The organism is Pseudophaeobacter sp. A-200-2, assembly GCF_041008815.1.
Lineage (GTDB): Bacteria > Pseudomonadota > Alphaproteobacteria > Rhodobacterales > Rhodobacteraceae > Phycobacter > Phycobacter gallaeciensis_A.
Window position 1 is genome coordinate 396,715 of sequence record NZ_JAXGFU010000002.1, and the last position, 24,619, is coordinate 421,333.

At 60.6% G+C, this 24,619-nt stretch carries 25 protein-coding genes; 8 read left to right on the forward strand and 17 right to left on the reverse strand.

The genetic code is table 11. From position 1 onward, the window contains the following. Positions 1-225 precede the first annotated feature (225 nt). The gene (gene thrS / locus SM766_RS04530; protein ID WP_274839522.1) at positions 226-2,172 is read right to left on the reverse strand and encodes a threonine--tRNA ligase; all 1,947 of its coding nucleotides are present in this window, start codon (positions 2,170-2,172) and stop codon (positions 226-228) included. A 238-nt stretch (positions 2,173-2,410) separates the two neighbouring features. Here thrS and SM766_RS04535 point away from each other — a divergent pair, with 238 nt between their 5' ends. The 5 genes from SM766_RS04535 to SM766_RS04555 all read left to right on the forward strand — a co-directional run bounded on the left by SM766_RS04535 (position 2,411) and on the right by SM766_RS04555 (position 6,211). Next, positions 2,411-3,076: a DNA-3-methyladenine glycosylase I gene (locus tag SM766_RS04535; protein WP_368947063.1), complete on the forward strand. Its 666-nt coding sequence runs from the start codon at positions 2,411-2,413 to the stop codon at positions 3,074-3,076. Positions 3,077-3,164: 88 nt separating this feature from the next. Beyond that, positions 3,165-3,911, forward strand: a complete 747-nt coding sequence (locus SM766_RS04540; protein WP_368947064.1) for an alpha/beta fold hydrolase — start codon at positions 3,165-3,167, stop codon at positions 3,909-3,911. Beyond that, a complete protein-coding gene (locus SM766_RS04545; protein ID WP_368947065.1) occupies positions 3,908-4,900 on the forward strand; it encodes an alpha/beta hydrolase in 993 nt (330 codons plus the stop codon). Before SM766_RS04540 ends, SM766_RS04545 begins: the two co-directional genes overlap by 4 nt. Then, positions 4,900-5,337 (forward strand): VOC family protein, encoded by a 438-nt coding sequence (locus SM766_RS04550; RefSeq protein ID WP_368947066.1) that lies wholly within the window; start codon positions 4,900-4,902, stop codon positions 5,335-5,337. The genes SM766_RS04545 and SM766_RS04550 overlap by 1 nt, the downstream gene beginning before the upstream one ends. 115 nt (positions 5,338-5,452) lie before the next feature. Continuing rightward, on the forward strand, positions 5,453-6,211 hold the full coding sequence (locus tag SM766_RS04555; RefSeq protein ID WP_368947067.1) for an alpha/beta fold hydrolase: 759 nt from the start codon (positions 5,453-5,455) through the stop codon (positions 6,209-6,211). Positions 6,212-6,252: 41 nt separating this feature from the next. On the opposite strand, the gene SM766_RS04560 is transcribed toward SM766_RS04555, so the two are convergent. After that, positions 6,253-6,843: a DUF6151 family protein gene (locus tag SM766_RS04560; protein ID WP_368947068.1), complete on the reverse strand. Its 591-nt coding sequence runs from the start codon at positions 6,841-6,843 to the stop codon at positions 6,253-6,255. 4 nt (positions 6,844-6,847) lie between these two features. Next, the gene (gene phaZ, locus SM766_RS04565) at positions 6,848-8,125 is read right to left on the reverse strand and encodes a polyhydroxyalkanoate depolymerase (protein ID WP_065270700.1); all 1,278 of its coding nucleotides are present in this window, start codon (positions 8,123-8,125) and stop codon (positions 6,848-6,850) included. A 148-nt stretch (positions 8,126-8,273) separates the two neighbouring features. On the opposite strand from phaZ, the gene SM766_RS04570 reads away from it, so the two are divergent. After that, positions 8,274-10,076 (forward strand): PHA/PHB synthase family protein, encoded by a 1,803-nt coding sequence (locus SM766_RS04570; RefSeq protein WP_065270699.1) that lies wholly within the window; start codon positions 8,274-8,276, stop codon positions 10,074-10,076. Between the two features lie 133 nt (positions 10,077-10,209). Further along, entirely contained in the window at positions 10,210-10,653 is a 444-nt protein-coding gene (locus SM766_RS04575; RefSeq protein WP_065270698.1) for a phasin, PhaP, read from the forward strand. A gap of 141 nt (positions 10,654-10,794) precedes the next feature. Here SM766_RS04575 and SM766_RS04580 read toward each other — a convergent pair whose 3' ends face one another. Next, the gene (locus tag SM766_RS04580) at positions 10,795-11,667 is read right to left on the reverse strand and encodes an NAD-dependent epimerase/dehydratase family protein (RefSeq protein WP_368947069.1); all 873 of its coding nucleotides are present in this window, start codon (positions 11,665-11,667) and stop codon (positions 10,795-10,797) included. Between the two features lie 227 nt (positions 11,668-11,894). Here SM766_RS04580 and phaR point away from each other — a divergent pair, with 227 nt between their 5' ends. Then, the gene (gene phaR, locus SM766_RS04585) at positions 11,895-12,461 is read left to right on the forward strand and encodes a polyhydroxyalkanoate synthesis repressor PhaR (protein WP_065273509.1); all 567 of its coding nucleotides are present in this window, start codon (positions 11,895-11,897) and stop codon (positions 12,459-12,461) included. A gap of 209 nt (positions 12,462-12,670) precedes the next feature. Here the strand turns inward: phaR and SM766_RS04590 are convergent, their stop codons facing one another. The 13 genes from SM766_RS04590 to SM766_RS04650 form a co-directional block, all read right to left on the reverse strand. Beyond that, the gene (locus SM766_RS04590) at positions 12,671-13,879 is read right to left on the reverse strand and encodes a DegT/DnrJ/EryC1/StrS family aminotransferase (protein ID WP_368947070.1); all 1,209 of its coding nucleotides are present in this window, start codon (positions 13,877-13,879) and stop codon (positions 12,671-12,673) included. 208 nt (positions 13,880-14,087) lie between these two features. Then, on the reverse strand, positions 14,088-15,398 hold the full coding sequence (locus SM766_RS04595) for an NAD(P)/FAD-dependent oxidoreductase (RefSeq protein WP_368947071.1): 1,311 nt from the start codon (positions 15,396-15,398) through the stop codon (positions 14,088-14,090). Positions 15,399-15,471: 73 nt separating this feature from the next. Next, positions 15,472-16,830 carry a glutamine synthetase family protein gene (locus SM766_RS04600; protein ID WP_368947072.1) on the reverse strand — a complete coding sequence of 453 codons (1,359 nt, stop codon included), beginning with the start codon at positions 16,828-16,830 and terminating at the stop codon, positions 15,472-15,474. Then, a complete protein-coding gene (locus SM766_RS04605) occupies positions 16,830-17,510 on the reverse strand; it encodes a type 1 glutamine amidotransferase (RefSeq protein WP_368947073.1) in 681 nt (226 codons plus the stop codon). The genes SM766_RS04600 and SM766_RS04605 overlap by 1 nt, the downstream gene beginning before the upstream one ends. A gap of 57 nt (positions 17,511-17,567) precedes the next feature. Further along, positions 17,568-18,887 (reverse strand): glutamine synthetase family protein, encoded by a 1,320-nt coding sequence (locus SM766_RS04610; RefSeq protein ID WP_368947074.1) that lies wholly within the window; start codon positions 18,885-18,887, stop codon positions 17,568-17,570. 147 nt (positions 18,888-19,034) lie between these two features. Then, positions 19,035-19,841: an ABC transporter permease gene (locus SM766_RS04615; protein ID WP_274838510.1), complete on the reverse strand. Its 807-nt coding sequence runs from the start codon at positions 19,839-19,841 to the stop codon at positions 19,035-19,037. Further along, a complete protein-coding gene (locus SM766_RS04620) occupies positions 19,838-20,719 on the reverse strand; it encodes an ABC transporter permease (RefSeq protein WP_368947116.1) in 882 nt (293 codons plus the stop codon). The genes SM766_RS04615 and SM766_RS04620 overlap by 4 nt, the downstream gene beginning before the upstream one ends. Before the next feature lie 128 nt (positions 20,720-20,847). Next, the gene (locus SM766_RS04625; protein WP_368947075.1) at positions 20,848-21,558 is read right to left on the reverse strand and encodes a transporter substrate-binding domain-containing protein; all 711 of its coding nucleotides are present in this window, start codon (positions 21,556-21,558) and stop codon (positions 20,848-20,850) included. Positions 21,559-21,602: 44 nt separating this feature from the next. Continuing rightward, positions 21,603-22,349: an ABC transporter ATP-binding protein gene (locus SM766_RS04630; protein WP_065273507.1), complete on the reverse strand. Its 747-nt coding sequence runs from the start codon at positions 22,347-22,349 to the stop codon at positions 21,603-21,605. 202 nt (positions 22,350-22,551) lie between these two features. Continuing rightward, complete coding sequence (locus SM766_RS04635; RefSeq protein ID WP_368947076.1) at positions 22,552-23,334, reverse strand: phosphate/phosphite/phosphonate ABC transporter substrate-binding protein; 783 nt, start codon at positions 23,332-23,334, stop codon at positions 22,552-22,554. Beyond that, positions 23,331-23,771: a tellurite resistance TerB family protein gene (locus tag SM766_RS04640; RefSeq protein WP_065270688.1), complete on the reverse strand. Its 441-nt coding sequence runs from the start codon at positions 23,769-23,771 to the stop codon at positions 23,331-23,333. Before SM766_RS04640 ends, SM766_RS04635 begins: the two co-directional genes overlap by 4 nt. Continuing rightward, complete coding sequence (locus tag SM766_RS04645; protein ID WP_065270687.1) at positions 23,753-24,235, reverse strand: tellurite resistance TerB family protein; 483 nt, start codon at positions 24,233-24,235, stop codon at positions 23,753-23,755. The genes SM766_RS04640 and SM766_RS04645 overlap by 19 nt, the downstream gene beginning before the upstream one ends. 41 nt (positions 24,236-24,276) lie before the next feature. Next, positions 24,277-24,570 carry a DUF1330 domain-containing protein gene (locus SM766_RS04650; protein WP_065270686.1) on the reverse strand — a complete coding sequence of 98 codons (294 nt, stop codon included), beginning with the start codon at positions 24,568-24,570 and terminating at the stop codon, positions 24,277-24,279. Positions 24,571-24,619: the final 49 nt, after the last annotated feature.

The window sequence follows — 24,619 nt, forward strand, 5'->3', positions numbered from 1 at the left end:
CCTCCTCAACGGGTTTTGCGGTATATCGAGTATACCCTTGGGGTACGTGAAAACCCTAACCCAGGTCCGGAGGTCTTTAAATTCACGAGGCTGTGTGTCACGCGGGCGTCAGGAAGTGTGACAGTCTAGTGGAGCTTAACCATCTGATTGTGAACGTTAATCAACTATAAAATGAAAACCGGCCCCCGATTGGGAGCCGGTTTTTGATAGCGGTAGCTGCAATTGTTACAGCAGATCCGGCGGCGTGGCCTCAAGGCCCAAGGATTTTGTTACATCGGCGAGGGTTTCGACCTTGGTCTGTTTTTCACCGAGGCGCCGCACGGAAACGGTGCGCTCTTCCACCTCGCGGTGGCCGACCGCCAGAATCACCGGCACCTTGCCCAGCGAGTGTTCGCGGACCTTGTAGTTGATCTTCTCGTTGCGGATGTCCGCCTCGGCGCGCACGCCTGCGGCCTTCAGCGTTTCCACGACTTCTGCAACGTAATCATCTGCTTCCGAGGTGATGGAAGCGACAACCACCTGACGGGGTGCCAGCCAGAACGGCAGCTTGCCCGCGTGTTCCTCGATCAGGATGCCGATGAAACGTTCGAAGGAGCCGAGCGTTGCGCGGTGCAGCATGAAGGGACGATGCTTGGCGCCGTCCTGACCCACATAGGTCGCTTCGAGGCGTTCGGGCAGGTTGGGGTCCACCTGAAGCGTACCGCACTGCCAGTTTCGGCCGATGGCATCGGTCAGGGTGAATTCCAACTTGGGACCATAAAAGGCGCCTTCGCCTTCGAGGATCTCGAAATCATAGCCGGCCGCCTTGCAGGCATCGCCAAGCGCTTTTTCCACGAAGTCCCAGCTTTCGTCGCTGCCGATGCGTTTCTCGGGGCGGGTCGACAGTTTGATGGTCCAGTCGTGGAAGCCAAGGTCGGCGTAGATCTTCGACAGGAAGTCGATGAAACGCGCAGTTTCGCTTTCGATCTGATCCTCGGTGCAGAAGATGTGGCCATCGTCCTGTGTAAAGCCGCGCACCCGCATGATGCCGTGCAGCGCCCCCGAGGGTTCATAGCGCGCACAGGAGCCGAACTCGGCCATGCGCAGCGGCAGATCGCGATAGGATTTCAGACCCTGATTGAATACCTGCACGTGGCAGGGGCAGTTCATCGGCTTCAGCGCGTTTACCGCCTTTTCCCGGGCATGGTCTTCGTCCACTTCGACAATGAACATGTTTTCCTGGTACTTGTCCCAGTGGCCCGAGGCTTCCCACAGTTTGCGGTCAACGACCTGCGGCGTGTTAACCTCGACATAGCCGCCGCGTTCCTGCTGACGGCGCATATAGTCCTGCAGGGTGGTGTAAACCTTCCAGCCATTGGGGTGCCAGAACACCTGACCGGGGGCCTCTTCCTGCATGTGGAACAGGTCCATTTCACGGCCCAGTTTGCGGTGGTCGCGCTTGGCAGCTTCCTCAAGCATGGTGAGGTAGGCTTTCAGCTTTTCCTTGCCGGTGAAGGCGACGCCATAGATCCGCTGCAGCATGGCGCGGTCGCTGTCGCCGCGCCAATAGGCGCCCGCGATGGACATCAGCTTGAAGGCATCGCCCGGCACCTGTCCGGTGTGCTGCAGGTGCGGACCCCGACACAGATCCTGCCAGTGGCCGTGCCAGTACATGCGCAGCGGCTCGTCGCCGGGAATGGCGTCGATCAGCTCGACCTTGTAAGGCTCGTTGTTGGCTTCATAGAATTTCACCGCACGTTCGCGGTCCCAGACCTCGGTGGTCACGGGTTCGCGCTTGTTGATGATTTCCTTCATCTTCTTTTCGATGGCGCCAAGGTCTTCGGGGGTGAAGGGTTCGGCGCGGTCGAAATCGTAATACCAGCCGTTTTCGATCACCGGGCCGATGGTGACCTTGGTCTCGGGCCAGATTTCCTGCACCGCGCGGGCCATGATATGCGCCAGATCGTGACGGATCAGCTCATTCGCCTGCTCTTCGTCCTTCATGGTGTGCAGGGCGATGGAGGCGTCGGCATTGATCGGCCATTGCAGATCCCAATGCTTGCCATCGACAGTGGCCGAAATTGCTTTCTTGGCCAGCGAGGTCGAAATATCGGCAGCCACTTCGGCAGGGGTTACGCCTGCGTCATAGGATCGTGAATTGCCATCGGGAAGGGTGAGAGAGATCTGGGCCATATCGGCTGCTCCTCGTCGGTTTGGCGCCCACTGAACGCCCGGTTGCGGGTTATGGTGTGTGTGCCCCTTTTTGACCGAGGCGCTGGCGCTGTCAACCACTGCAGTCTGTCTTGGCCTCACCTTGAGTAAAGACGAAGAAGCCACAGCATATTGGTTTTCTTTCCATTCTTGCCTTTTGATGGGTGCGGGGTCACGATCCCCGGGTGTTTTGTCCGATTGCCCGATTAGAAAGAGCACCATGCATAGTTTTGAAGAGATATTGGACTTGGCGGCGGATCGCCATGGCGGCCCCGAGGCAATTGCGGCCAAGCTGCCGACGATCCGCCCCAAGGCGGAGGTGGCAGAGATCCCGGATGCAATCTGGCTGCAGGCCATGGCGATGCGGATCTTTTCGACCGGCATGAACACAAAGATGATCGAGGCCAAAGAGGACGATATCGTTGCCGCCTTCGAGGGGTTCGAGGTGGGGCGCGTGGCGCTGATGTCCGATGAATGGTTTGATGCGCTGTTGCAGGACAAGCGGATCATCCGCAACGCCCCGAAACTGCGCGCCATTCAGGAAAACGCGGTTTTCATTCAAGAGGTCTCGGCAGAGGCGGGTGGTTTTGGCCGCAAGATCGCCGATTGGCCGGATGACCGGTTTGGGGAACTGCTATTGTGGCTCAAATCCGAAGGGTCCCGGTTGGGCGGCACCACCGGCGGCTATGTCCTGCGGCAGATGGGGCGCGATGGCTATGTCTTTACCAAAGACGTGGTCGCCCGGCTTGTTGCCGAGGGGGTGATATCGGGCCCGCCGGGATCAAGAAAGGCCATGCTGGCGGCGCAAGAGGCATTCAATACATGGCAGGCGCAGTCGGGGCGGCCTCTGGCAGAGATTTCCCGCATCCTCGCGCTCAGCATATAAGCTCGCCCGTCGGCGGGTTGCTGGTTTTGCATATGGCACCACGACATGGCAGAGGATTGGTGAAAGACATGACAGAAGGACACGCGAGATGACGGCCAACTATCTGGAAACGCCCCAAGGGCGGCGCATCGCCTATCACAAGACTGATGGCGTGGGGCCGGTGATCGTATTCCTTGGCGGGCTAAAGTCCGACATGGAGGGCACCAAGGCCATCCATCTGGAGGCCTGGGCGCAGGCGCAGGGGCGCGCCTTTTTGCGGTTTGACTATTCCGGCCACGGGGAAAGCTCGGAAACGTTTGAGGATGGTTGTATTGGCGATTGGCACGAAGACACGCTGGCGGCTGTTGCGGCACTGACCGAAGGGCCCATAGTGCCGGTCGGCTCTTCCATGGGCGGCTGGCAGGCGCTGCTTCTGGCGCGCGCCGTACCCGAACGCATCGCCGGGATGGTCACCATCGCTGCCGCGCCGGATTTCACCGAGGATGGATACTGGGCGAGTTTCACCGATGCGCAGAAGGCTGAGCTGGATGCGCAGGGTTATGTGGAGCTGCCCAGCGATTACATGGAGCCTTACCGCATTTCCAAACGGATGATCGAGGATGGCCGCACCCGTCTGGTCTTGCGCAGCCCGCTGGCGTTGCCTTTTCCGGTGCGCTGCCTGCAAGGCACGGCCGATACGGCTGTCTCCACCGAGACCGCGCTGCGGCTGCTCGATCATGCGGAATGCACCGATATGCGGCTGACATTGGTCAAGGATGCAGACCACCGGTTTTCCGATGAGGCCTGCCTGAAGCTGATCGAGGCGGCGCTGGAAGAGGTGCTTGGCGTTTCATGATACGGCGGGCGGCAAAATGGCTGGTCCGCGCCGGGTTGGCCCTGACGGCCGCCGGGGCGGCGCTCTGGGCCTTTGGGCCTTATGAACCGGTGGACCTTTCAGCCTCTTTCGAGCCGCGCCGTTTTGGCGAAGGGGTCGGTGTCTATTTCGAAACCGTCGAGAGCACCTATTCCGATATCACGCCCGGCGCCGAAAAACGGGTGATCTGGGCCGGACAGCCCGAAGTGCGAACGCCGCTGTCGGTGGTCTATATCCACGGCTTCTCTGCCACCTCCGAGGAAATCCGCCCGGTGCCGGATCGGGTTGCGGCGGCGCTGGGTGCGAACCTTGTCTATACCCGGCTGGCGGGCCACGGGCGCCCCGGCGCGGCGATGGCCGAACCAACGGTCAACGATTGGATGCAGGATGTGGCCGAGGCCCTGGCGGCGGCGCGCGCGGTCGGCGATCGGGTGGTGGTGATCGCCACCTCAACAGGGGCGACGTTGATGACCGCCGCGGCGCTTGATCCGGCGCTCTCGCAGGATCTGGTGGGGCTCGCAATGATTTCCCCGAACTACGGCGTCAATCATCCGGCAGCGCCGCTACTAACCTGGCCCGCTGCGCGCTATTGGCTGCCGCTACTGGTAGGGAAAGAACGCAATTTTCCGGCGCGCAGCCCGGAACATGGTCGGTTCTGGACCACCTCTTACCCATCCGTGGCGGCGATGCCGATGGCGGCGCTGGTGCGCGCGGTGATGGCGTTGCCCGTGGAGAAGGCGCAGATTCCGGCGCTGTTCTGGTATTCCCTGCGGGACCGCGTGGTCCGCCCGGATTTGACCACTGGAGTGGCGGCGCGCTGGGGCGGGCCGGTCGAGGTGAAGAACCACACGCCCGGTCCTGGTGATGATCCCTATGCGCATGTCATGGCCGGGGATATCATGTCGCCGGGCCAAACCGAGGCCGCCGTAGAGGATATCCTGTCCTGGCTGGCCGATCTGGAGGTGAAGTGATGGAACAGAGGATTAGCCTGATCACCCTGGGGGTGCCGGATATGGAGGTGGCGACGTCCTTTTACGAGGCGCTGGGCTGGCAAAGGGCGCAAAGCCCGGATGGGGTTGTTGCCTTCGATCTGATTTCGCAGACGCTGGGCCTTTATCCGATTGAAAAACTGGCCGAGGATATCGGTCTGCCGGTTGAGGCGCTGGGCACTGGGGCGATGACGCTCAGCCACAACACCCGCAGCGCCGAAGAGGTGGACGTGCTGACGGAGGCCGCCAGAGCTGCGGGGGCAGAGGTGCTACGCCCCGCAGGCGAGGTGTTCTGGGGCGGATACATCGGGTACTTCCGCGCGCCGGATGGCCATATCTGGGAAATCGCCCATAATCCGTTTTCGCCCCTGTCTGAAGATGGCGCCTTTCGCTGGAATGGATTTCCCGAGGCAGATTGATCTCAAATTGACCTCTAACTTCTTGCAATTTCATAAAACTCTCTACAAAGTTGCAGTATGAGACCTGTGTGACCTTGCGGCAGACTGCAGGGCGCAGAACAGCGAGGCACCGCAGATGCAATACACCACCTCCCCGGATCCTTCGGCCCAGCTTGGATTAGAACCTCTGGTGCTGCTGCCCGGGATGATGTGCGATGCGCGCGTCTTTGCACCGCAGATCGTGGCGCTTTCGGCCTATCTGCCGGTCACGGTGGCGCCGCTGCTGGGCGGTGACCGGATTGAGGCGATTGCCGCGCACATCCTGAACATGCTGCCCGAACGGTTTGCCTTGGCCGGGCTGTCCATGGGCGGGATTATCGCGCTTGAGATCCTGCGCCGTGCGCCGGATCGGGTCAGCCGCCTGTGCCTGATGGACACGACGCCTCTGGCGGAAACTCCGGCGCAGGCCGCCGAACGGGAGCCGATGATCGTGGCGGCCCGCACCGGACGGCTGGAAGAGATGCTTGCCAAGGCCCTGCCTGCGGATTGCCTAGCGCCCGGACCGGGGCGGCTGGAAGTTCTGAACACGGTGCGGCAGATGGGGATGCATCTGGGCAGCGATCTGTTCGTCGCGCAAAGCCGGGCTTTGCAGCGCCGCATGGATCAGCAGGGCGTGGCCCGGCGCTGTCATGTCCCGACGCTGATCCTGTGCGGCGAATATGATCGCCTGACGCCCGTCAAACGGCATGAATTTCTGGCCGACCTGATCCCGCATGCAGAGCTGGAGGTGATCTCTGGTGCAGGGCATCTGCCGGTGTTGGAGCAGCCCGAGGCGGTGAATCGGGCGTTGCTGCAATGGTTGTTGCGCGCGCCGGAGGCGGCCCATCAGGCCTGATCCGGCGTTTCTGGCAGAGTATCGATGTGTGGCGAGGGGCTTCAGCTCTGTGTCAGGGCGTCTCGGTCTGCCTTGCTCAGCACGATTGGCTCGCTCACTGGGCGGCCTGTTTCGATGTCAAAGAAAGGAGTCTCTTTCCACTTGCCGGACAGGCGCGCGGTGATCATGCGGCGGAACAGGGCATAGACCATAGTCCCGGCGCCCTTGGTGCGGGGCGGTCTGCCCGGCTGGGGTTCAAAGGCGCGGGTGCGGATCTTGCCGAATATCTCGGGTTGGTCGAACAGATTGGTACGCATCCCGGCGAAGGGCAGGCCGGGTTTCGCAAGCGTGTTGGCGAAGGGCATGCCGCAGCAGCCTGCGTACCAGCGAAACAACCCCTTGGGGCTGAGCCGCATCAGGCGCAGCTCCTCCGCGCCTTGGGTGATGTGGATGCCATCCGGCGACATCTGGAACAGCGCCACCGGACCCGGGGCAGGATCCGGTCTGTGATGATAGAGCTCGTTGGCGCGGCAATCGGCGCAGAAGCAGGCGATATGAGTGCCGGATTTCAGCGCCTCTGGCGTGATGTATCCCTGCATTGTCCCGCAAGAGCAGGAGAAGGCGCGGCCTGAATGGTCCTGCTCCGGCGCCATCGGATCAGACCGCTGCGATCTTGGGTTTGCTCCGCTTTGCCTTACCCTTTGGACGGCTGTTGGCATTCATGAATTCAATCACCAAGGGCCGGATGTTGTTGCGCCAGCTGCGGCCCGCAAAGATCCCGTAGTGACCGGCGCCCGGTTCCACATGACTGGCCTTTTTCGAATCCGGCAGGCCGGTGCAAAGGTCCAGCGCCGCGATACATTGCCCGGGGGCGGAGATATCATCATTGGCACCTTCGACGGTCTTGACCGCCACATCGGTGATCTTGCCGATATCGACCTTGTGACCATCGACGACGAATTCGTTCTTGGCGATCTCGCCTTTCTTGAACACGCGGTCCACGGTCGACAGGTAGAATTCCGCAGTCATGTCCATCACCGCCAGATATTCGTCATAGAACCGGTTATGGGCGTCGTGATCAGAGGCTTCGCCACTGCTGACCCGCTGGATCTGATCCATGAAGGCCTTGGAATGGCGGTCCATGTTCATCGACATGAAGGACGAGAGTTGCAACAGGCCCGGATAGACCTTGCGGCCGACGCCTGCGTATTTGAAACCGACCCGCTGGATCATGGTCTCCTCAAGCTGGCCCATGGTGACGCGGCGGCCGAAATCGGTGACTTCGGTCGGCGTTGCATCCGGATCCACCGGGCCACCGATCAGGGTCAGGGAGGAGGGCTGCGCTTCGGGGTCCTGCTCGGCCAGATAGGCGGTGGCGGCGAGGGTCAGCGGGGCGGGCTGGCAAACGGCGATGACATGGGTTTCAGGACCCATCTCGCGCATGAAATCCACCAGATAAAGGGTGTAATCCTCGATGTCGAACTTGCCAGCGGAGACCGGGATGTCCCGGGCGTTGTGCCAGTCGGTGACATAGACCTCGCAGTTCTCCACCAGGCTTTTGACGGTCGAGCGCAGCAGGGTTGCGTAGTGTCCGGACATCGGCGCCACCAGCAGCACCTTGCGCGGCTGCACTTCGCGGCCGACGACACGGAAATGGATCAGATCGCCAAAGGGGCGTTCCAGAACCGTGTCGATTTCGACGGTATGGTCCTTGCCGTCTTCACAGGTGAAGGTGCCGATGCCCCAGTCGGGCCGGGCAACCATGCGCTGAAAGGTGCGCTCCGTGACCTCACCCCATGCGGCCAGCCAGTTGAGCGCCGGATTGGGGATCGCGGAAAACGCCGGATAGGATGCCATCGACAATGCGGTCGCCCCCAGCCACTGGTTCATGTTCCGGGTCGTTTCCATCAGGTCGTAGGACATCATGTAGCGCATGGGTGTCTCCTTTAGGTGTCCGCCCTGCAACCCATTATCATAAATCATGGGCGGATTAAGTGCAGAGATTAGAACTTGCTGTCACTTTCTCGTAGACTACCTGAGCAAGTATTCTGCATAGCAGAAAGATTAGGGGGGATTCCTTAAGATGACAACAAGTGACGTGCAGGGTGCCGGAACTTCTCCAGAACACATTGATCGACTTAAGGAAAATTTAGAAAAGGTAGAACATCTGTCGAAACGGCTGGTCGAGGTGATGGCAAGTAAGAAGCCGCATCATCCCGGACTGGACGGTCCGAATCAGGAATTGTTCGCACGTGCAGCAACGTCTTACTGGGCTTCTATGCTGCAAAACCCGGCAAAGCTGCTGGAACATCAGATCGAATACTGGGGCAAATCGGTGCTGAATTTCGCCGAGGCCCAGCAGGCGCTGGCCGGGCAACAGGACGGGGAAGGCGACGATGCACCCTCGGACCGCCGCTTCACCAACCCGATGTGGGACAAGAACCCCTATTTCCGCTTTATCAAACAGCAGTACATGACCAATGCCGCCGCTATCCGCGAGGCTGTTGACGAGGCGGGCGATCTGGACCGGGTTGACCGGCAGCGGCTGTCCTATTTCGCGGACCAGATCATTCACATGATGGCGCCGACCAATTTCCTGCCCACCAATCCGGATGCGCTGGAGCGGGCTTTGGAGACCGAGGGCCAGTCGCTGATCAAGGGGTTGGAAAATCTGGTCGCAGATCTCGAAGCCAATGATGGCGAGCTAGTGGTCCGGCTGGCGGATGATACCGCCTTTGAAATTGGCCGCAATCTGGCCACCACCCCGGGTGAAGTCGTCTATCGCAACCGCATGATGGAGCTGATCCAGTACCGCCCGACCACGGATACGGTGCATGAAACGCCGATCCTGCTGTTCCCGCCCTGGATCAACAAGTTCTACATTCTCGACCTCAAGGCGCAGAACAGCCTGATCAAATGGGTCACCGATCAGGGCTATACCTTGTTCGTGGTCTCTTGGGTCAATCCGGATGCCTCTTATTCGGATGTGGGGCTTGAGGATTATGTGCAGGACGGTTTCCTGACCGCGATCGAGCAGGTGAAGGAGATCTGCAAGGTCAAACAGATCAACGCCGTCGGATATTGCATCGCTGGCACAACGCTGGGTCTGACCCTGTCTCTGCTGAAACAGCGCGGCGACAAATCGGTGAAATCGGCGACCTTCTTTACCGCGTTGACCGATTTTGACGATCAGGGGGAATTCACGCCCTTCCTGCAAAACGATTTCGTGGATGCCATCGAGGAGCAGATCGGCGACGATGGCATGCTGCCCTCCTATATCATGGCGCGGACCTTCTCTTTCCTGCGCGCCAATGACCTGGTCTACGGGCCGGCGATCCGCAGTTATATGATGGGAGAGACGCCTCCTGCCTTTGATCTGCTCTACTGGAACGGCGATGGCGCCAACCTGCCGGGCAAGATGGCGATCCAATATCTGCGTGGGCTATGTCAGGGAAACCAGTTTGCCAAAGACGGTTTCGAGTTGCTGGGGCACAAGCTGCAGCTCAAGGATGTCGACATTCCGCTGATGGCCGTCACGTGCGAAACGGATCACATCGCCCGCTGGAAGGACTGCTACCGAGGCGTTCAGCAGATGGGATCGCGCAGCAAGAATTTCATCGTATCGCAATCCGGCCATATCGCGGGCATCGTGAACCCGCCCACCCGCAACAAGTATGGTCACTATACCAATGACGATCTGAAACTGGATGCCGCTGCCTGGATGGAAGGCGCAACCTTCCATGAAGGGTCCTGGTGGCCGCGCTGGGAAGCCTGGCTGAAAAAGCGTTCCGGCAAGCAGGTTCCAGCCCGCGAACCGGGTGATTCGACCCATCCGCCACTGGTGCAGGCCCCCGGCGACTATGTGCGCAAGATGGTAAAGTCCTGATATTGCTGCGGTTCCCATAATTTTTCTGCATTGCAGCAAAAAATTCTTGAAATGCTGCGATGCAGAAAGCATATTGTTGTCAGACACAGCGGGCGGGCATCTCCCTGCCACGGCAACGAGAGGAACTAGTACGATGGCTAAGACCCAAGATTTTACCGCGATGATGAAAGACATGATGGGCGCATTCCCCATGGACACCAAGGCCATGGAAGACGCGTTCAAGAGCTCTGCTGCTCTGAATGAAAAGCTGGCCGCCGTTGCGATCGGTGCTGCCGAGCAGTCCGCCGAGATTTCGACCAAATGGACCAAAGACACCCTGTCCAAGATGGGCGCGATGTCCAAAGTCCAGGCCGAGCCTGCCGACTATGCCAAAGCCGCAACCGATTTCGCCAGCGCCTCTGCTGAAGTGGCTGCCGAAAACATGGCTGCCTTTGCCGAAGTCGCCAAGAAAGCACAGACCGACACCGTCGAGCTGCTGATGGCAGCAGGCAAGGATATGAGCGAAGAGGCGACTGCCGCCGTGAAAAAGGCCACCGAAGAGGTGACCACCGCAGCCAAGAAAGCTGCAACCAAATAAGAAAGTCCACAAGACGGCACCAGCTCTCCTCCCAATCAGTGCCGGATTGTGATGAAAGGGCAGGCCACGCGGGCCTGCCCTTTTTATATTGTGGAACGGTCTTTACGGACTGTTGCTTTTGTTGCCGCCCGGTGCAGGCTGTCAGAAGGTGGCCATCGAGTAACAACGGTATCGCGGTGCCCAGCCACACAGGCGCCGCAGCTTTTCTGCGCACATCTGCTGGTCCAGCGTCGGCCCCTCGGCCCAGGCCCCGTATTTACACAGAACGTGTTTGAGCGTGCGCACCATATACCCGCCCGCATGATCCGTCTGCTGCGCGATATGGGCGACGATGTCCGATGCCGCGACGCCGCTTTGGGCGCAGGCGTTGAATTCCCCCGTCAGATCGGGACGCTCCAACAGGATGCGATAGGCCACCGCCAGATCGTAACGATGCACCAGCGGCCAGCGAGTATTTAAACTGCCCCAGATTTCGATCGGCTGGTCGCTGCGGGCTGCGGTCAGGTAGCGTTCGAAGACGCCGCCGCCGTCTTCATGATAGACCATCCCAGGGTGGATTACGGCGCCTGAAACCCCCTTCGCCTGCAGTACTGTCCGGCTTTGTTCTGTCATCCAGGCGAAACTGGCAATCGGCCGTTTGGGCGAAGCTTCATCGGCAATACGGTTGCCGGTTGCGCCATAGAGCCAGCAACCGCCCGTATAGATCAATCTCAGCGAGGTGCCCCGATCCGCGGCATGATCAAGGATCGCCTCTATGGCGCGCTCGTCGGTCTCTCCCATGTCCTGATCAAAGGTCGCGGCGGCCTGCACAACGGCATCGACCTCTTTCACCACGGGCGCCCATGCCTCAGGCTGCCGCAGGTCACCGGGCAGGGGGCTACCGCCAAGGGCGGCGATCTTCTGCGCGCTGGCCTCTGATCTGGCCAGACCGATTACCTGATGGTCCCGGCCGACCAGTTCACGCGTGATGGCGGTTCCGATTGATCCTGTCGCGCCAAGCAGCAATACCCGCATGTTTCGTCCTTCGGTCTGAAACTGATTGTGAGGTCTGGGGTAAAATCTCAAGTATACTTTAGGTCAAGGTGGTTTTCTTGATGTGAAGACAGTTTTGACCGATGGTTCACAAAGGCGGATCAGAGGGACAGTGAGAACAATTGTTTTCCAAAGCGGCGCGAGGCTTTTCTTTTGTTCTGCGCTCGCATAGGATTTCTGCAATGCATCATGTCTGGGGAGGTATGACCATGGCGGAACAGGAAAAACCCCTGCTTATCAAACGCTACGCCAGCCGTCGGCTGTATAACACGGAGACCAGCGACTACGTCACGCTGGAGGATATTGCTGGGTTTATCCGGGATGGACGCGAGGTCCAGATTGTCGACCTGAAAACGGGGGACGACCTGACACGCCAGTATCTGCTGCAGATCATTGCAGAACACGAAAGCCGCGGCGAAAACGTGCTGCCGGTGAATGTGCTGAATGATCTGGTCCGCAGCTATATGGTGCCAGGCGGCGGGGTAATGCCGCAGTTCCTGCAGACCTCATTCGACATGCTGCGCGACAGCCAGTCAAAGATGATGGAAAACATGTCGGCGATGAACCCGATGGCCACCATGCCGGGGTTCGAAGCGATGAAGGTTCAGCAGGAAGCTTTCCTCAAGGCAATGACCGGTGGCCTGTCCGGCGGCTGGAGCGGCGGCAGCGGCCCGGAACCGGAAGGCGCGAAATCGGATGCTGATGGCGAAGAAGATCTGGAATCGATCAAGCGCCAGCTGAGCGAATTGCAGGACAAGCTGTCGAAGATAAAGTGACGGACGCACGAAAAAGCGTCTGATCGGATGAAAGAGAAAAACCCGGGGCAAGCCCGGGTTTTTTCGTATCTTGGGTCAGGCTTTACTGCGCGATAAGTCGGCAAGGGGCGGCAGGCTCCCGCCCGATCCCGGACACCCCATTGGGGGGATCCGGATCCGTTGGGCCCGGCGCCGGGCGGTCGCCCGGCGGAGCAGACCGCAAGGCCGGTTCAGGCGGCGACCCGTTCCATGGTTTCGCTGGCGGCAGTGAGCAGGATGTCGACGATCACGTCCAGCTCATCCTTGGTGAGGCGGACCGGAAGGCGCACGTCGCAGGCTTTCATCAGCATGGCGCGGGTCTGCGGCAGCTCGGGCAGGTCCTTGAGGAACTGCCAGTTCCAGAAGGCGCGGGCGTTGTCCTCGGAGAGGCCGAAGACCTGCACCTTGACGCCTTTTTCCGCGGCGGATTTGGAGAAGGCCCTGATGTCGTCCTCGGTCATGCCAACCAGATTGAACTGGATCGAATCCGGGGCGCGCCGCTCGGGCGCCAGCGGCGCGGGCACATCGAAATAGGGCGCGGCGTTCAGCCGTCCGGCGACGTAATCGTGATTCTTCAGACCGTCGCGGACTCGGCGGGCCAGTTCCGGGATCTGCGGGCGGATGACGGCAGCGGACAGGTTGCTCATCCGAAGGTTATAAAGCGGCAGCTGGTTCTGCCACTTGGCAAAGGCTTGCGCCAGATCCGGGGTGTTTTCGCCGCGGGGGCCTTTGTGCTTTTGCCAGTTGTGCTCATAAGCGCCGGACATAATGACCGCGCGGGCAACCAGTTCGGCGTCATCGGTGATCAAGATGCCGCCTTCGCCTGCGTTGAGCATCTTGTAGGACTGGAAGGAGAAGCAGCCGACCCGGCCGATGGTGCCGATGTTCTGACCGTTCCAGGTGGTGCCAAGCGAATGCGCCGCATCTTCGATCACCGGAATGCCGCGCGCATCGCAAAGCGCCATGATCGCGTCCATATCCGAGGTGTGACCGCGCATGTGGCTGATGATGACGGCCGCGATATCCTGATCCAGACGGGCCTCAAAATCGGCCATGTCGATGCGGTAGTTCTCGCCAACTTCGCAGAGCACGGGAACGCAGTCGGCATGTACCACCGAAGAGGGCACCGCGGCGAAGGTGAAGCCGGGGATCAGGACGCGGGCATCGCGCGGCAGGTCCAGCGCCTTCAGCGACAGGAACAGCGCAGCCGAGCAGGAAGAGACGGCGAGGGCATATTTGCAGCCAATGAGTTCCGCGAATTCCTGTTCCAGCAGGGCAACAGGGGCATCCTGGGGCGCGGTATAGCGAAACAGATCGCCGGATTGCATCAGCGCATCAATGGCTTCGCGGGCTGCTGCGGGGATCGGTTCGGCGTCGTGAACATTCGGTGGCTGCGTCATATTTCAATTTCCCAAATGGATCATTTCATAAATCTAAAACAATGGGCGCGCAAAGCCAAGGCCGACGGTGCATTTCCCGGCGCAGGGGTGAAAATTTCACAGAACTGTTGCGAAGGCGCGTAGAGCGACAACGGCCAGAAGGCACGGGGTGCGTTCTGGCCGTCGGTCCCGGCAGGGGATGGTAAAAGGGGAGGGGAGCAGAGCCGGATCAGATACCAAGCCGGTCGCGCAGCGCGTACCAGGTCATGGCGAGCGCCAGCAGCGGTGAGCGCATGCGCGGTCCGCCTGGGAAGGCCGGGGCGGGAACCCGCGCCATGGTGTCAAAACCCTCGGCCTCACCCTGAATGGCCAGCGCCATCAATTGCCCGGCGTGGGTGGCGGTGCCGACCCCATGGCCAGAATAGCCGGAGGCCGACAGGACATTTGGCGCCAGCCGTGCCAGATAGGGCATCCGTTTCATGGTGATGCCCAGCGTGCCGCCCCAGGCGTAATCGACGCGCACTTCGCTCAGATGCGGAAAGATCTGATGCATCGGCTTGCGTACTACGGCTTCGATATCGGCGGGGAAGCGATAGCCATAGCTTTCGCCGCCGCCGAACAGTAGCCGCTTGTCATGGCTGAGGCGGAAATAGTTGACCACGAATTTGCTGTCCGCCACCGCCACGTCGCGGGTCAACACCTGATTGGCGCGATCCCCCAAAGGCTCGGTTGCGACGATGAAATTATTGATCGGCATGACCTTGGCCGCGACCTGGCGGTTGAGTCCGCCAAGATAGCCGTTGCAGGCCAGGATCAGGTGGTCTGCCGTGACCGTGCCTTCGGCGGTGCGCACAGTGACCTCGGCGCCTTCGGTGATCTCCAGCGCCTCACTCTGCTCGTATATCTTGGCGCCTGCGGCCTCGGCTGCACGGGCGAGGCCAAGCGCATAGTTCAGCGGGTGCAGATGCCCGGCGCCATGATCCAGAAAGCCTCCCTTGTAATCGGGCGAAGGGCAAAGCTTGAGGCATGCGTCGTCGTTAAGAACTTCGATCTGATCGTAGCCGTACCAATCCTGCAGGTGGCGCGCATAGTCATGCAGATGCGACACCTCACTGCATGAGGAGCCGGTCCAGGCTACGCCGGGTTTCAGGTGGCAGTCGATATCGTGCCGGGCGATCAGGGATTTAACCAGATCCTTGGCCTCTTCCCCCAGCCGCCAGAGCTTCAGGGCCTCGGCTTCGCCCATGAAGCTTTCCAGATCTTCCTGATCCATCCGCTGTCCGCTGCCGAGCTGCCCGCCATTGCGCCCGGAGGCGCCAAAGCCGACGCGGTGGGCGTCGAGAAGCGCAACCTCCATGCCTGCCTCCGCCAGATGCAGAGCGGCGGACAGGCCGGTGTAGCCCGCGCCGACGATGCAGACATCGGCCCGTATATCCCCGTGCAGGGCGTCATAGGGCTTATGCTCTGTTGCCGTCGCATTGTACCAGCTGGCAGGGTACTGACCCTTGCGGTCGTTGGAATAAAGCAGGTTCAAAGCCATAGAATACCTCATGCGGGCGGGCGCGCCGCAGCAGCGGCACGGTGGTCGGGAAGTGGGCAGGAACGGTTGCTGCCTAGACGTTCAGCAGCAGGTGTTCACGCTCCCAGGGGGAGATCACCTGCAGGAATTCCTCGTATTCGCTGCGTTTGACGATGCCATAGACGCGCGCGAACTCGGGGCCGAGGATTTCGTGCAGTTCGGTGGCCGTATCGAACAGATCCAGGGCCTGGCCCATAACCTGCGGAATATCGCCTTCGCCCTCGTAGGCATCGCCCTTGAACTGGCGGCGCGGGCGCTCTTCCTGGATCAGTCCAAGATAGCCACAGGCCAGCGACACGGCGATCCCTAGATACGGATTACAATCCATGCCAGCGAGGCGGTTTTCCACCCGGCGGGCCGAGGGGCTGGACAGGGGTACCCGGATGCCGGTGGTGCGGTTGTCGCGGCCCCATTCCAGATTGATCGGCGCGGCGTGATCCTTCACGTAGCGGCGGTATGAATTCACATAGGGTGCCATCACTGCGATCCCGGCGGGCAGGTGGTTCTGCAGACCGGCGATAAAGTGATAGAAGGCGTCGGTTTCACCGCCCTGGGGTCCGGAGAAGATGTTCTCTCCGGAGGCCTTGTCGATGATCGAATGGTGGATATGCATGGCCGATCCGGGCTCATTCTCGATCGGTTTGGCCATGAAAGTGGCGAAACAGTCGTGGCGCAGCGCGGCCTCACGGATCAGGCGTTTGAAGTAGAAGACCTCATCCGCCAGTTTCACCGGATCGCCGTGGCGCAGGTTGATTTCCAGCTGCCCGGCGCCGCCTTCCTGGGTGATGCCGTCGATCTCGAACCCCTGTGCCTCGGCGAAATCGTAGATATCGTCGATCACCGGGCCGAATTCGTCCACGGCCGTCATGGAATAAGCCTGGCGCGCCGCCGCGGGGCGGCCCGAGCGGCCCATCATCGGTTTGATCTCATGGGCCGGATCCACGTTGCGGGCAACCAGGAAGAACTCCATCTCGGGTGCCACCACCGGCTCCCAGCCCTTGTCGTGGTAAAGTTGCACAACGCGTTTCAGCACGTTGCGGGGCGAGCAGGCAATTGGGTTGCCGTCGCGGTCAAAGGCATCGTGAATGACCTGAAGCGTCCAGTCCCCGGTCCACGGCGCCGCCGTGGCGGTGGTCATGTCGGGATAAAGCGTCATGTCCTTTTCGATGAAGCCATCCTCGTCGGCGGCCTCACCCCAGTCCCCGGTAATGGTCTGGTAAAAGATGCTGTCGGGCAGGTGGAAATATTCCTGCTTGGCGAATTTGGTGGCCGGGACAGCCTTGCCGCGGGCGATGCCCGGCAGATCCGAGATAACGCATTCCACCTCGTCAAGACGACGGCCCTCCAGGTAGGATTTGGCGGCGTCGGGAAGCGTATCGAGCCAGGCGGACATCAGGTCCTCTCTTTCTTCAAAAACTCTGCGAGGAAGGTTGCGATCTTAAGGTTGTCTACGGGGGTGCTGAGGCCTTCGGCTGCGCGCTCCAGAGTGGGGTCCGGCACTACGCCGCGGCCGCGTTTCTCGATCAGGCCCTGTACGAAACTGTTGGAGAATTCGGGGTGGGGCTGCACGGTCCAGATGTGGTCACCGTAGGCCAGGATTCCGTTTTCGCAGAAATCGTTGCCGGCCAGCACCCGGGCGCTTTTGGGGCGGGTCACAACCTGATCCTGATGCCAGGCGTTCAGGGTCACCGGCTGGCCGTCCTGTTCATAGGTCACGTGACCCACCGCCCAGCCGCCATCGAATTTGGCGACCTTACCGCCGAGGGCCTGTGCGATGATCTGATGTCCGAAACAGATCCCTGCCATGGGGCGTTTCGCGGCGTCGATCTTGCGGATCAACTCCTCTAGCGGCGGGATCCAGTCGTGGTCTTCATAGGCGCCGTGTTTGGATCCGGTGATGATCCAGCCGTCTGCCGCATCGGGACCGTCCGGGAACGCCCCATCGACTACGGCCCAAGTCTGGAATTCAAAACCGTGCCCGGCCAGCAGGTCGCAGAACATCTGGTCGTAGTCACCTGAGCTGTCGATCAGGTCGTCCGGGGCATGGCCGGTTTGCAGAATGCCGATTTTCATGGGTCACCAAATTTGATCAAATTTATTGTAGCCGAGCCATAAAGGCCAGGCAAGGGATCATACCGCTTCGAGCCAGGACAGCCAGTGGCTCTCTTTAGGGCGGCGGGCGAATTCCTCCAGTTCCTGCCGTTTTGTCATCACCAGATTGCGGATCGCGGTTTTTGGCAGGATGCGGGCGATGATGGGATCGCTGTCGAACAGGTCGATTGCTTCCTGCCATGTCGCGGCAAGCTGCGGCAGGCCCTTGATGTCATAGATATTCCCACTCGAGGGGGCAGGCGGCTGCATTGCGTCCTCGATCCCGACAAGGGCCGCGCCAAGTACAGTGGCCAGCATCAGGTAGGGGTTGATGTCCCCGCCTGCGGCGCGGTGTTCGATCCGGCGCGCCTTGGGGCTGCCGCCGGGAATGCGGATTGCGGCAGTACGGTTTTCATAGGCCCAGGCCGCGCTGGTTGGTGCATGGGCGCCGGGGATCAGCCGGTCATAGGAATTGCCGTGGGGCGCAAAGATCAGGGTGCTGGCGGGCATGGCGGCCAGACAACCGGCCACCGCGTTCAGGAGCAGCTCTGACCCGGCGTCGGTGCCATTGTCGAAAATGTTGTTTCCGGCTTCGTCCACCACCGAGAAATGCACGTGCATGCCATTGCCGGCTTCCTCGGCATAGGGTTTCGCCATGAAGGTCGCCGCAAACCCGTGTTTGCGTGCCAAACCTTTGATCAAGGCCTTGAACAGCCAGGCATCGTCGGCGCAGCGCATGGCATCCTGATGGTCAAGGTTGATCTCGAACTGGCCGAGGCCGGCCTCGGAGATGGCGTCCTTGGCGGGAATGCCCATCGCCTCGGCGCCCTCGTAGACATCGGAAAAGAAGGCGTCAAAGGCGTCGAGCTCGGCCACCGACAGAACCGATTGCTGGTCCAGCTCGCGTCCGGTTAGCGGATCAATCGGCGGGCCGGGTTGGGCGCCGCCATCATCCACAAGGTTGAATTCCATCTCGGTGGCGGCAACCACACTCCATCCCCGTGCCGCATAGCGCTGCAGAACGTGGGCCAGAACCTGACGGGGGTCGCCCATGAACGGCGTTCCATCCTCAAGCATCATGGTCATCGGAACCAGGGCGGACGGCGTGCTGAGCCAGGGCATGGGCACGGCGCCCCGGTCCGTGGGCAGCAGGATACCATCGGCATCGCCGGTCTCGAACACCAGCGGGCTGTCTTCGATGTCGCGACCCCAGATATCCACGTTGAGCACCGAGACCGGCATGCGCGCGGTGCCATCATCCAACTTATGTGCTGCGCTTGCGGGCATGCGCTTGCCGCGCATCTGTCCGTTCATGTCACAGGCGGCAATGCGGACGGTTCTGAGGCCGGACAGGTCCATGGGGGGCTCCATTGTTTCTGCCCATAGTTCTACCCGAGCCGCGTAAAGACGCAATCAAAATTTGATCAAAAATTGTCGCAGCCGCGCCTGCGCACAAAAAATGGCCCCCGAAGGAGCCATTTTCAAAGTGCTATTCCGTGGCGGCGTTCAGCGGATAAGGCTTGGCCTGAACCGCATTTTGACCCGTCTTTCCTTCGGTACGTGCCGGTTCAGTCTTTTGTTCACAAGGCCAAACAGACCTATGATCAAAAGCGTCAGCAGGATGAAATAGAAGGCCAGGATCGGATAGGGCACAAAGGGGTTGAAGGTCTTGTCCGCAAAGTAATTCGCGTAGTAGAGCGCATCGCCCTTTTGCCGCCAGGCTGGGAAGCCGGAGAAGAAGACCAGCGTTGTGGCGTGGAACAGGAAGATTGCCTCATTGGTGTAGGACGGCCAGGCGAGACGCATCATCGTCGGCCACATGATGCGCCGGAACCGGTGCCAGCCCGACAGGCCATAGGCGTCCGCCGCCTCGATATCGCCCTTGGGGATCGATCGCAGCGCACCATAGAAGATCTCGGCGCTATAGGCCGAGGTGTTGAAGAACAACACCACCAGCGCCCCCAACCAGGCCGAGGAGAAGGCATCAAGGATGGGCGAGAAGCCCTTCATTTCCAGGAACAGGAAATAGGCAAAGAAGAACTGGATGAAGAGTGGCGATCCCCGGAAAACGAAGATGAACCACTCTGCCGGTTTGCGCCAGACCGCGGACTGTGAGTTTTTTGCCACCGCCAGAAGATTGGCAAAGAAGAAGCCGGTAATCACCGCAAGGGTGCCGAAATAGATGTTCCAGATCATCCCTGATCCGATCAGGGTGAAATGTTCGCACAGGGTGAAATCACTGCGCGGCAGCAGGCGTTCCCCGTAACCAAGCGAGCGGAAGGCATAGGCCTGAATGGTCTCGATACAGCTCATTTGGCTTTCCTCTGCGCTTCACCGCCCAGGGTGGCTTGCCCATGCGACAGGCGGGTCGTGATCCGGGCCAACACCACCTCTGACACCTTGGTAAAGGCGAGGTAGAAGACCAGCAGCGCCAGGAAATACCACATGCGCCAGTCGCCGTGCGGGTAATCGGTGAACTTGGCCGTCTTGGAACCACCCAGTTCACGCGCCCAGTAGACGATATCCTCGACGCCCAGAAGGAACAGCAGCGGCGTCGCCTTGATCAGCACCATCCAGAGGTTCGACAGGCCGGGCAGGGCATAGGTCCACATCTGCGGCACCTGAATGCGCCAGAAGGCCTGCCTGCGTGTCATGCCATAGGCCTCGGCGGTTTCGATCTGCGGTCGCGGCACCGCGTTCATCGCACCATAGAGTACGTTGGCTGCAAAGGCGCCGAACACGATGGCGAAGGTCACCACCGCAAGGGAGAAGCCGTAGACCTCGTGGATCCACTGCGGCGAGGTGCCCAGCGGCATCTTGGCTATGTCGCAGACCAGAAAATCGCTGCCCTGGCGGATCGGTTGATCCCAGTCCGGGCATTTGACCTTGTGGCGCAGCCATTCAATTCCCTGATCCAGCGCGATGACGAAGAACAGGAAGAAGGCGATGTCGGGCACACCGCGCACGATGGCGATGTATCCCTTGCCGAACCAGGACAGGGGCGGGAAATGAGAGCGGGCCGCAATAGCGCCACCAAAGCCGAACAGGAGCGCCAGCGGCGCAGTGATGGCGAGCAGCAGCAGGACCGTCCCGAAAGCGAGATAAAATCCCATGTGCTTTCCGGTGGTCAGGTAACATGACAGCCACTGGAGGCCCTCCAGGGTGGCCGGGTCTGAGCAATAGGAGAAAATGGCTGACCTCGTCGTCTATGTCACCCGCATCCCTCCTGACGGAGCCGGATCATGCGCGCAACGGGGGTAATACAGCAAAGGGGAGCAGTGCCCCCCTTTGCCAGTCTCTTGGAAAGGGCAGGCGTGGCTTACCAGGTGCCGCCGACTTCCCATTTGGTGATCAGCTCGTTCAGGCTGCCGTCTTCCTTCATCGAGGTGATGGCGGCGTCGAACTTGCCGCGCAGCTCGTCATCGCTTTCGCGGAAGGCCATGCCGATGCCACCGCCCAGCGGTACATCGTCACCGACGAAGACCAGGTCAGAGGCTTCGACTTCCGGCTCCAGGTAATCCTTGTCGGCCAGAACGGCATCGGCTTCGCCGGATTTCACGGCTGCGATGGTTTCATCCGGGGTCGGGTATTCCACCAGGGTCGCGCCGGTGTCGACCACGTGGTTGGCCTGGATGGTCGCGGTCTGGGCGGCGATGATGCCACCGGTCAGGTCCACATCGCTGGACATCGCCGCATAGGCCGAGGGCGACGGCGGGGTATAGCCTTGGGTGAAGTCGACGACTTCCTCACGCTCTTCGGTGATCGACATGCCCGCGATGATCGCGTCGTAGTTGCCCGAGGTCAGGTTCGGGATGATCGAATCCCAGTCGTTGGTGACCCATTCGCAGGCCAGCTCGGCGCGTTTGCACAGCTCGTCACCCAGCTCGCGCTCGAACCCGTCCACTTCACCCTTGTCGTTGATGAAGTTGTAGGGAGGGTAGGCGCCCTCGGTGCCCAGACGCACGGTATCTGCCAGTGCCACGCCCGCGGTCAGGGCCAGGGCGGCGGTGCCGAGAAGAATGGATTTCATGAGTATACTCCCGTTTTGGTTGGTTATTGGTCGTTTTATTGGTTTTAGCGTTTGGTCGAAGACAGGAAAGCCTTCAGTCGTTCGGATTTGGTGTTGCCAAAGACCTCGGCCGGGGTGCCTTGCTCCTCGATCAATCCCTGATGCAGGAACACGACGTGATCAGAGACGTCCTCGGCCATCTTCATGTCGTGGGTCACGATCATCATGGTACGGCCTTCGGCGGCCAGATCCTTGATCACCTTGACGACTTCCTGCTCCAGTTCCGGGTCGAGCGCCGAGGTGGGTTCGTCGAACAGCAGGGCTTCGGGCTCCATGCACAGAGCGCGGGCGATGGCGGCGCGCTGCTGCTGGCCACCCGACAGCTGCGCTGGGTAAACGTCGCATTTGTCGCCGATGCCGACCTTGTCGAGATATTTGCGCGCAGAAGCTTCAACCTCGGCGCGGTCGCGTTTCAGCACCGTTAGCGGCGCCTCCATCACGTTTTGCAGGATGGTCATATGGGACCACAGGTTGAACTGCTGGAACACCATCGACAGGTTGGTACGGATGCGCAGAACCTGTTTTGCGTCGGCAGGGCGACGGCTCAGGCCGCTGCCGACCCATTTGATCGGCTCGCCCTTGAACAGGATTTCCCCCTGCTGGCTGTCTTCCAGAAGGTTGCAGCAGCGCAGCAGCGTCGATTTGCCAGACCCGGATGAGCCGATCAGCGACACCACGGCGCCGCGCGGGGCGGTGATGTCGACGCCCTTGATGACCTCCAGATCGCCATAGGATTTATGCAGACCGCGCATCTCCAGAACCGGAGTGGCGTCGGGTGCAGTTTTGCTCGCAGGCGTTGCTTTGGTCGTTGTTTCGGTCAAGGTGCGCGTCGTCCGGTTGGATAAAATTTTGTCTTATTGGACCCAAAAAAAGCCGAATTGCAATGTTCAAACCGCACAAAGATCCGTGGTTTCCTGCGAAACGGTCAGGCCTGCCGACAAAACGGACAATGCATCAGGCCTTGGCGCGGGCGCGGATCTTTTGTCCGGTCAGCACCGGGCCGGGCGGTGTCGGCACCGCCAGATAATCGGACATGGGAATTTGTACGATGCCCTTGAGGTGCAGCGTCGCCAGCGTGTCCTCGTCGAGGTTGGAAATCGCGGTTTCAATCGCCTTGAACAGCACGTCGGGTGCGTTCCCGATGGCCGTGATAAAGGGCAGGCCGGGGGTCTCGGCAGTGCGCTCAAAGGCCTGAAGGTCGGCGGCGAAATCGTCGTATTGCTGCATCAATTCCCAAGATAGGATATCAAGGGCGGCAAAATCGGCTCGCCCCTCTGCCACGGCCAGAGCAGACTCCCGGTGGCCACCAGTCTCCAGCAATTCGCCGGGCAGCATGCCTTCATCCTGCATATGGATCAGCGGTCCGGCCCAGCCGGATTGCGACAGGCCGTCGTTATAGGCAAAGACCTTGCCATCAAGCTGGCTCAGGCGGGAGACATCTGCATCCTTGCGGGCAACAAAGACGCTGTAGTAATGCCCCGGCGCGCAGCCTGCGTGGCCGTAATCGGCGGTCCCGATCAGCTGTACCTCGCCGTATAGACGGGTGCGCAGCGGGCAGCCGCAGGTCTGGGCCAGCAGCAGGTTCTTTGCCGTCCAGGCGCTCCAGGGATCGCTTTTGCGGTCCAGCGCCTCCGGGACGTCCCATTCGCCGTCCAGCGCCTCACGTATTGCCGCCCAAAGACGGTCATTGGCCTCGGCGGTTTCCGGGCGGTCGTACATTCCAAGAAAAGCAATCACAGTGCAGCCTCCGCACGTTGTCTGGCCAGGGCGCTGTCCCGGTCGTTCACCCCAAGCAGGCTGGAGGAGAGCCGGAGCAACGTATCCTCGCTGTCATCCCTGTGGCCGTCAGCCAAGGCAACCATCCACAGCGCCTCGATCACCGCGGTGCGGTCCTCGTAGCGTACGGCATCCTTGATGGCGCGGGTGAAACGGACGGTGTCGGGGGCTTCGGCCTCCATCGCCTCTGCCTCTTCGCGCAGCAAGATCGCGCCTCCCATGTCCAGCCCGTAGCGGGATTGGTTGATGCGGTCGATCCGGTCCTTTTCCTCTTCGGAGTAGTTGTGATCCGATCGTGCGACGCGCACCAGAAGGGCGCAGAGCGCCAGTCTGGCGTCCTCATCCGCGAGGGTGACCTTCGCGGGGGACAGAAGGCGGTTCAGGAGGTCCTGGAACAAGTCTGAGTTTCCTCTGAGGCGTTGGCGAGTTTGCGGCGCGCCCGCTCCCGCGCGGTTTCGTTGTCGGCATAGGACAGGCCCATGGCCTTGCGGGCGTCTTCCACGATCTTGACTTCGCCCTCGTGTTCGTCGCCATCCGCCAGCACCACTTCCCACAGGGCGTCCAGCGCGGCGAGCCGTTCGTCAAGCCCGGTGGTTTCGCGGATCAGGCGGCCGAATGTATCGGTCTCGGGCGCTGCGGCGTGCAATTTTTCGCAGCTGGCGCGCACCTTGGCCGCTTCAATGGCGTTATGCTGATATAGCCGCGCCAGAATCCGGTCGATCAGGCTGATCTCTTCCAGCTGATATTCCCGGTCGGACTGTGCCACGCGCACCATCAGCGCCCCGAGGGCCAGTTCAGCGTCGGGATCCGGCAGCGCCGGGGGCTGCGGCGGGCGGAAGGCTTGAAAGAGCTTTTTGAGCATGAGATCAGGATACCCTGCAACGCCGGTGGGGCCAACAGTTTCTAACCGTCGTAGCCTTCGATGATTTCCATGTCGCCGGTCGAGACCGGATCGCGCAGCGCCTTGGCGTCTTGATAGGCGACCGAGTCGTAGCAGGCTTTTGCGGTGTCGAAATCCTTGAATTCGATCACGACGGTGCGGGCGCGTGTTTGTCCTTCGCGGACTTCTTTCGCGCCGCCGCGCACCAGGAATTTAGCGCCGTATTCGGCAAAGGGCGCCGCATTGGCCGCCACGTAGTCCTTGTAACGCTCCATATCGTCAACATCGACATGGGCAACCCAATATCCCTTTGGCATTCGGAATCCTTTTTGTCTTTTTGATAAGCTGAAACAGAAGCGACACAAA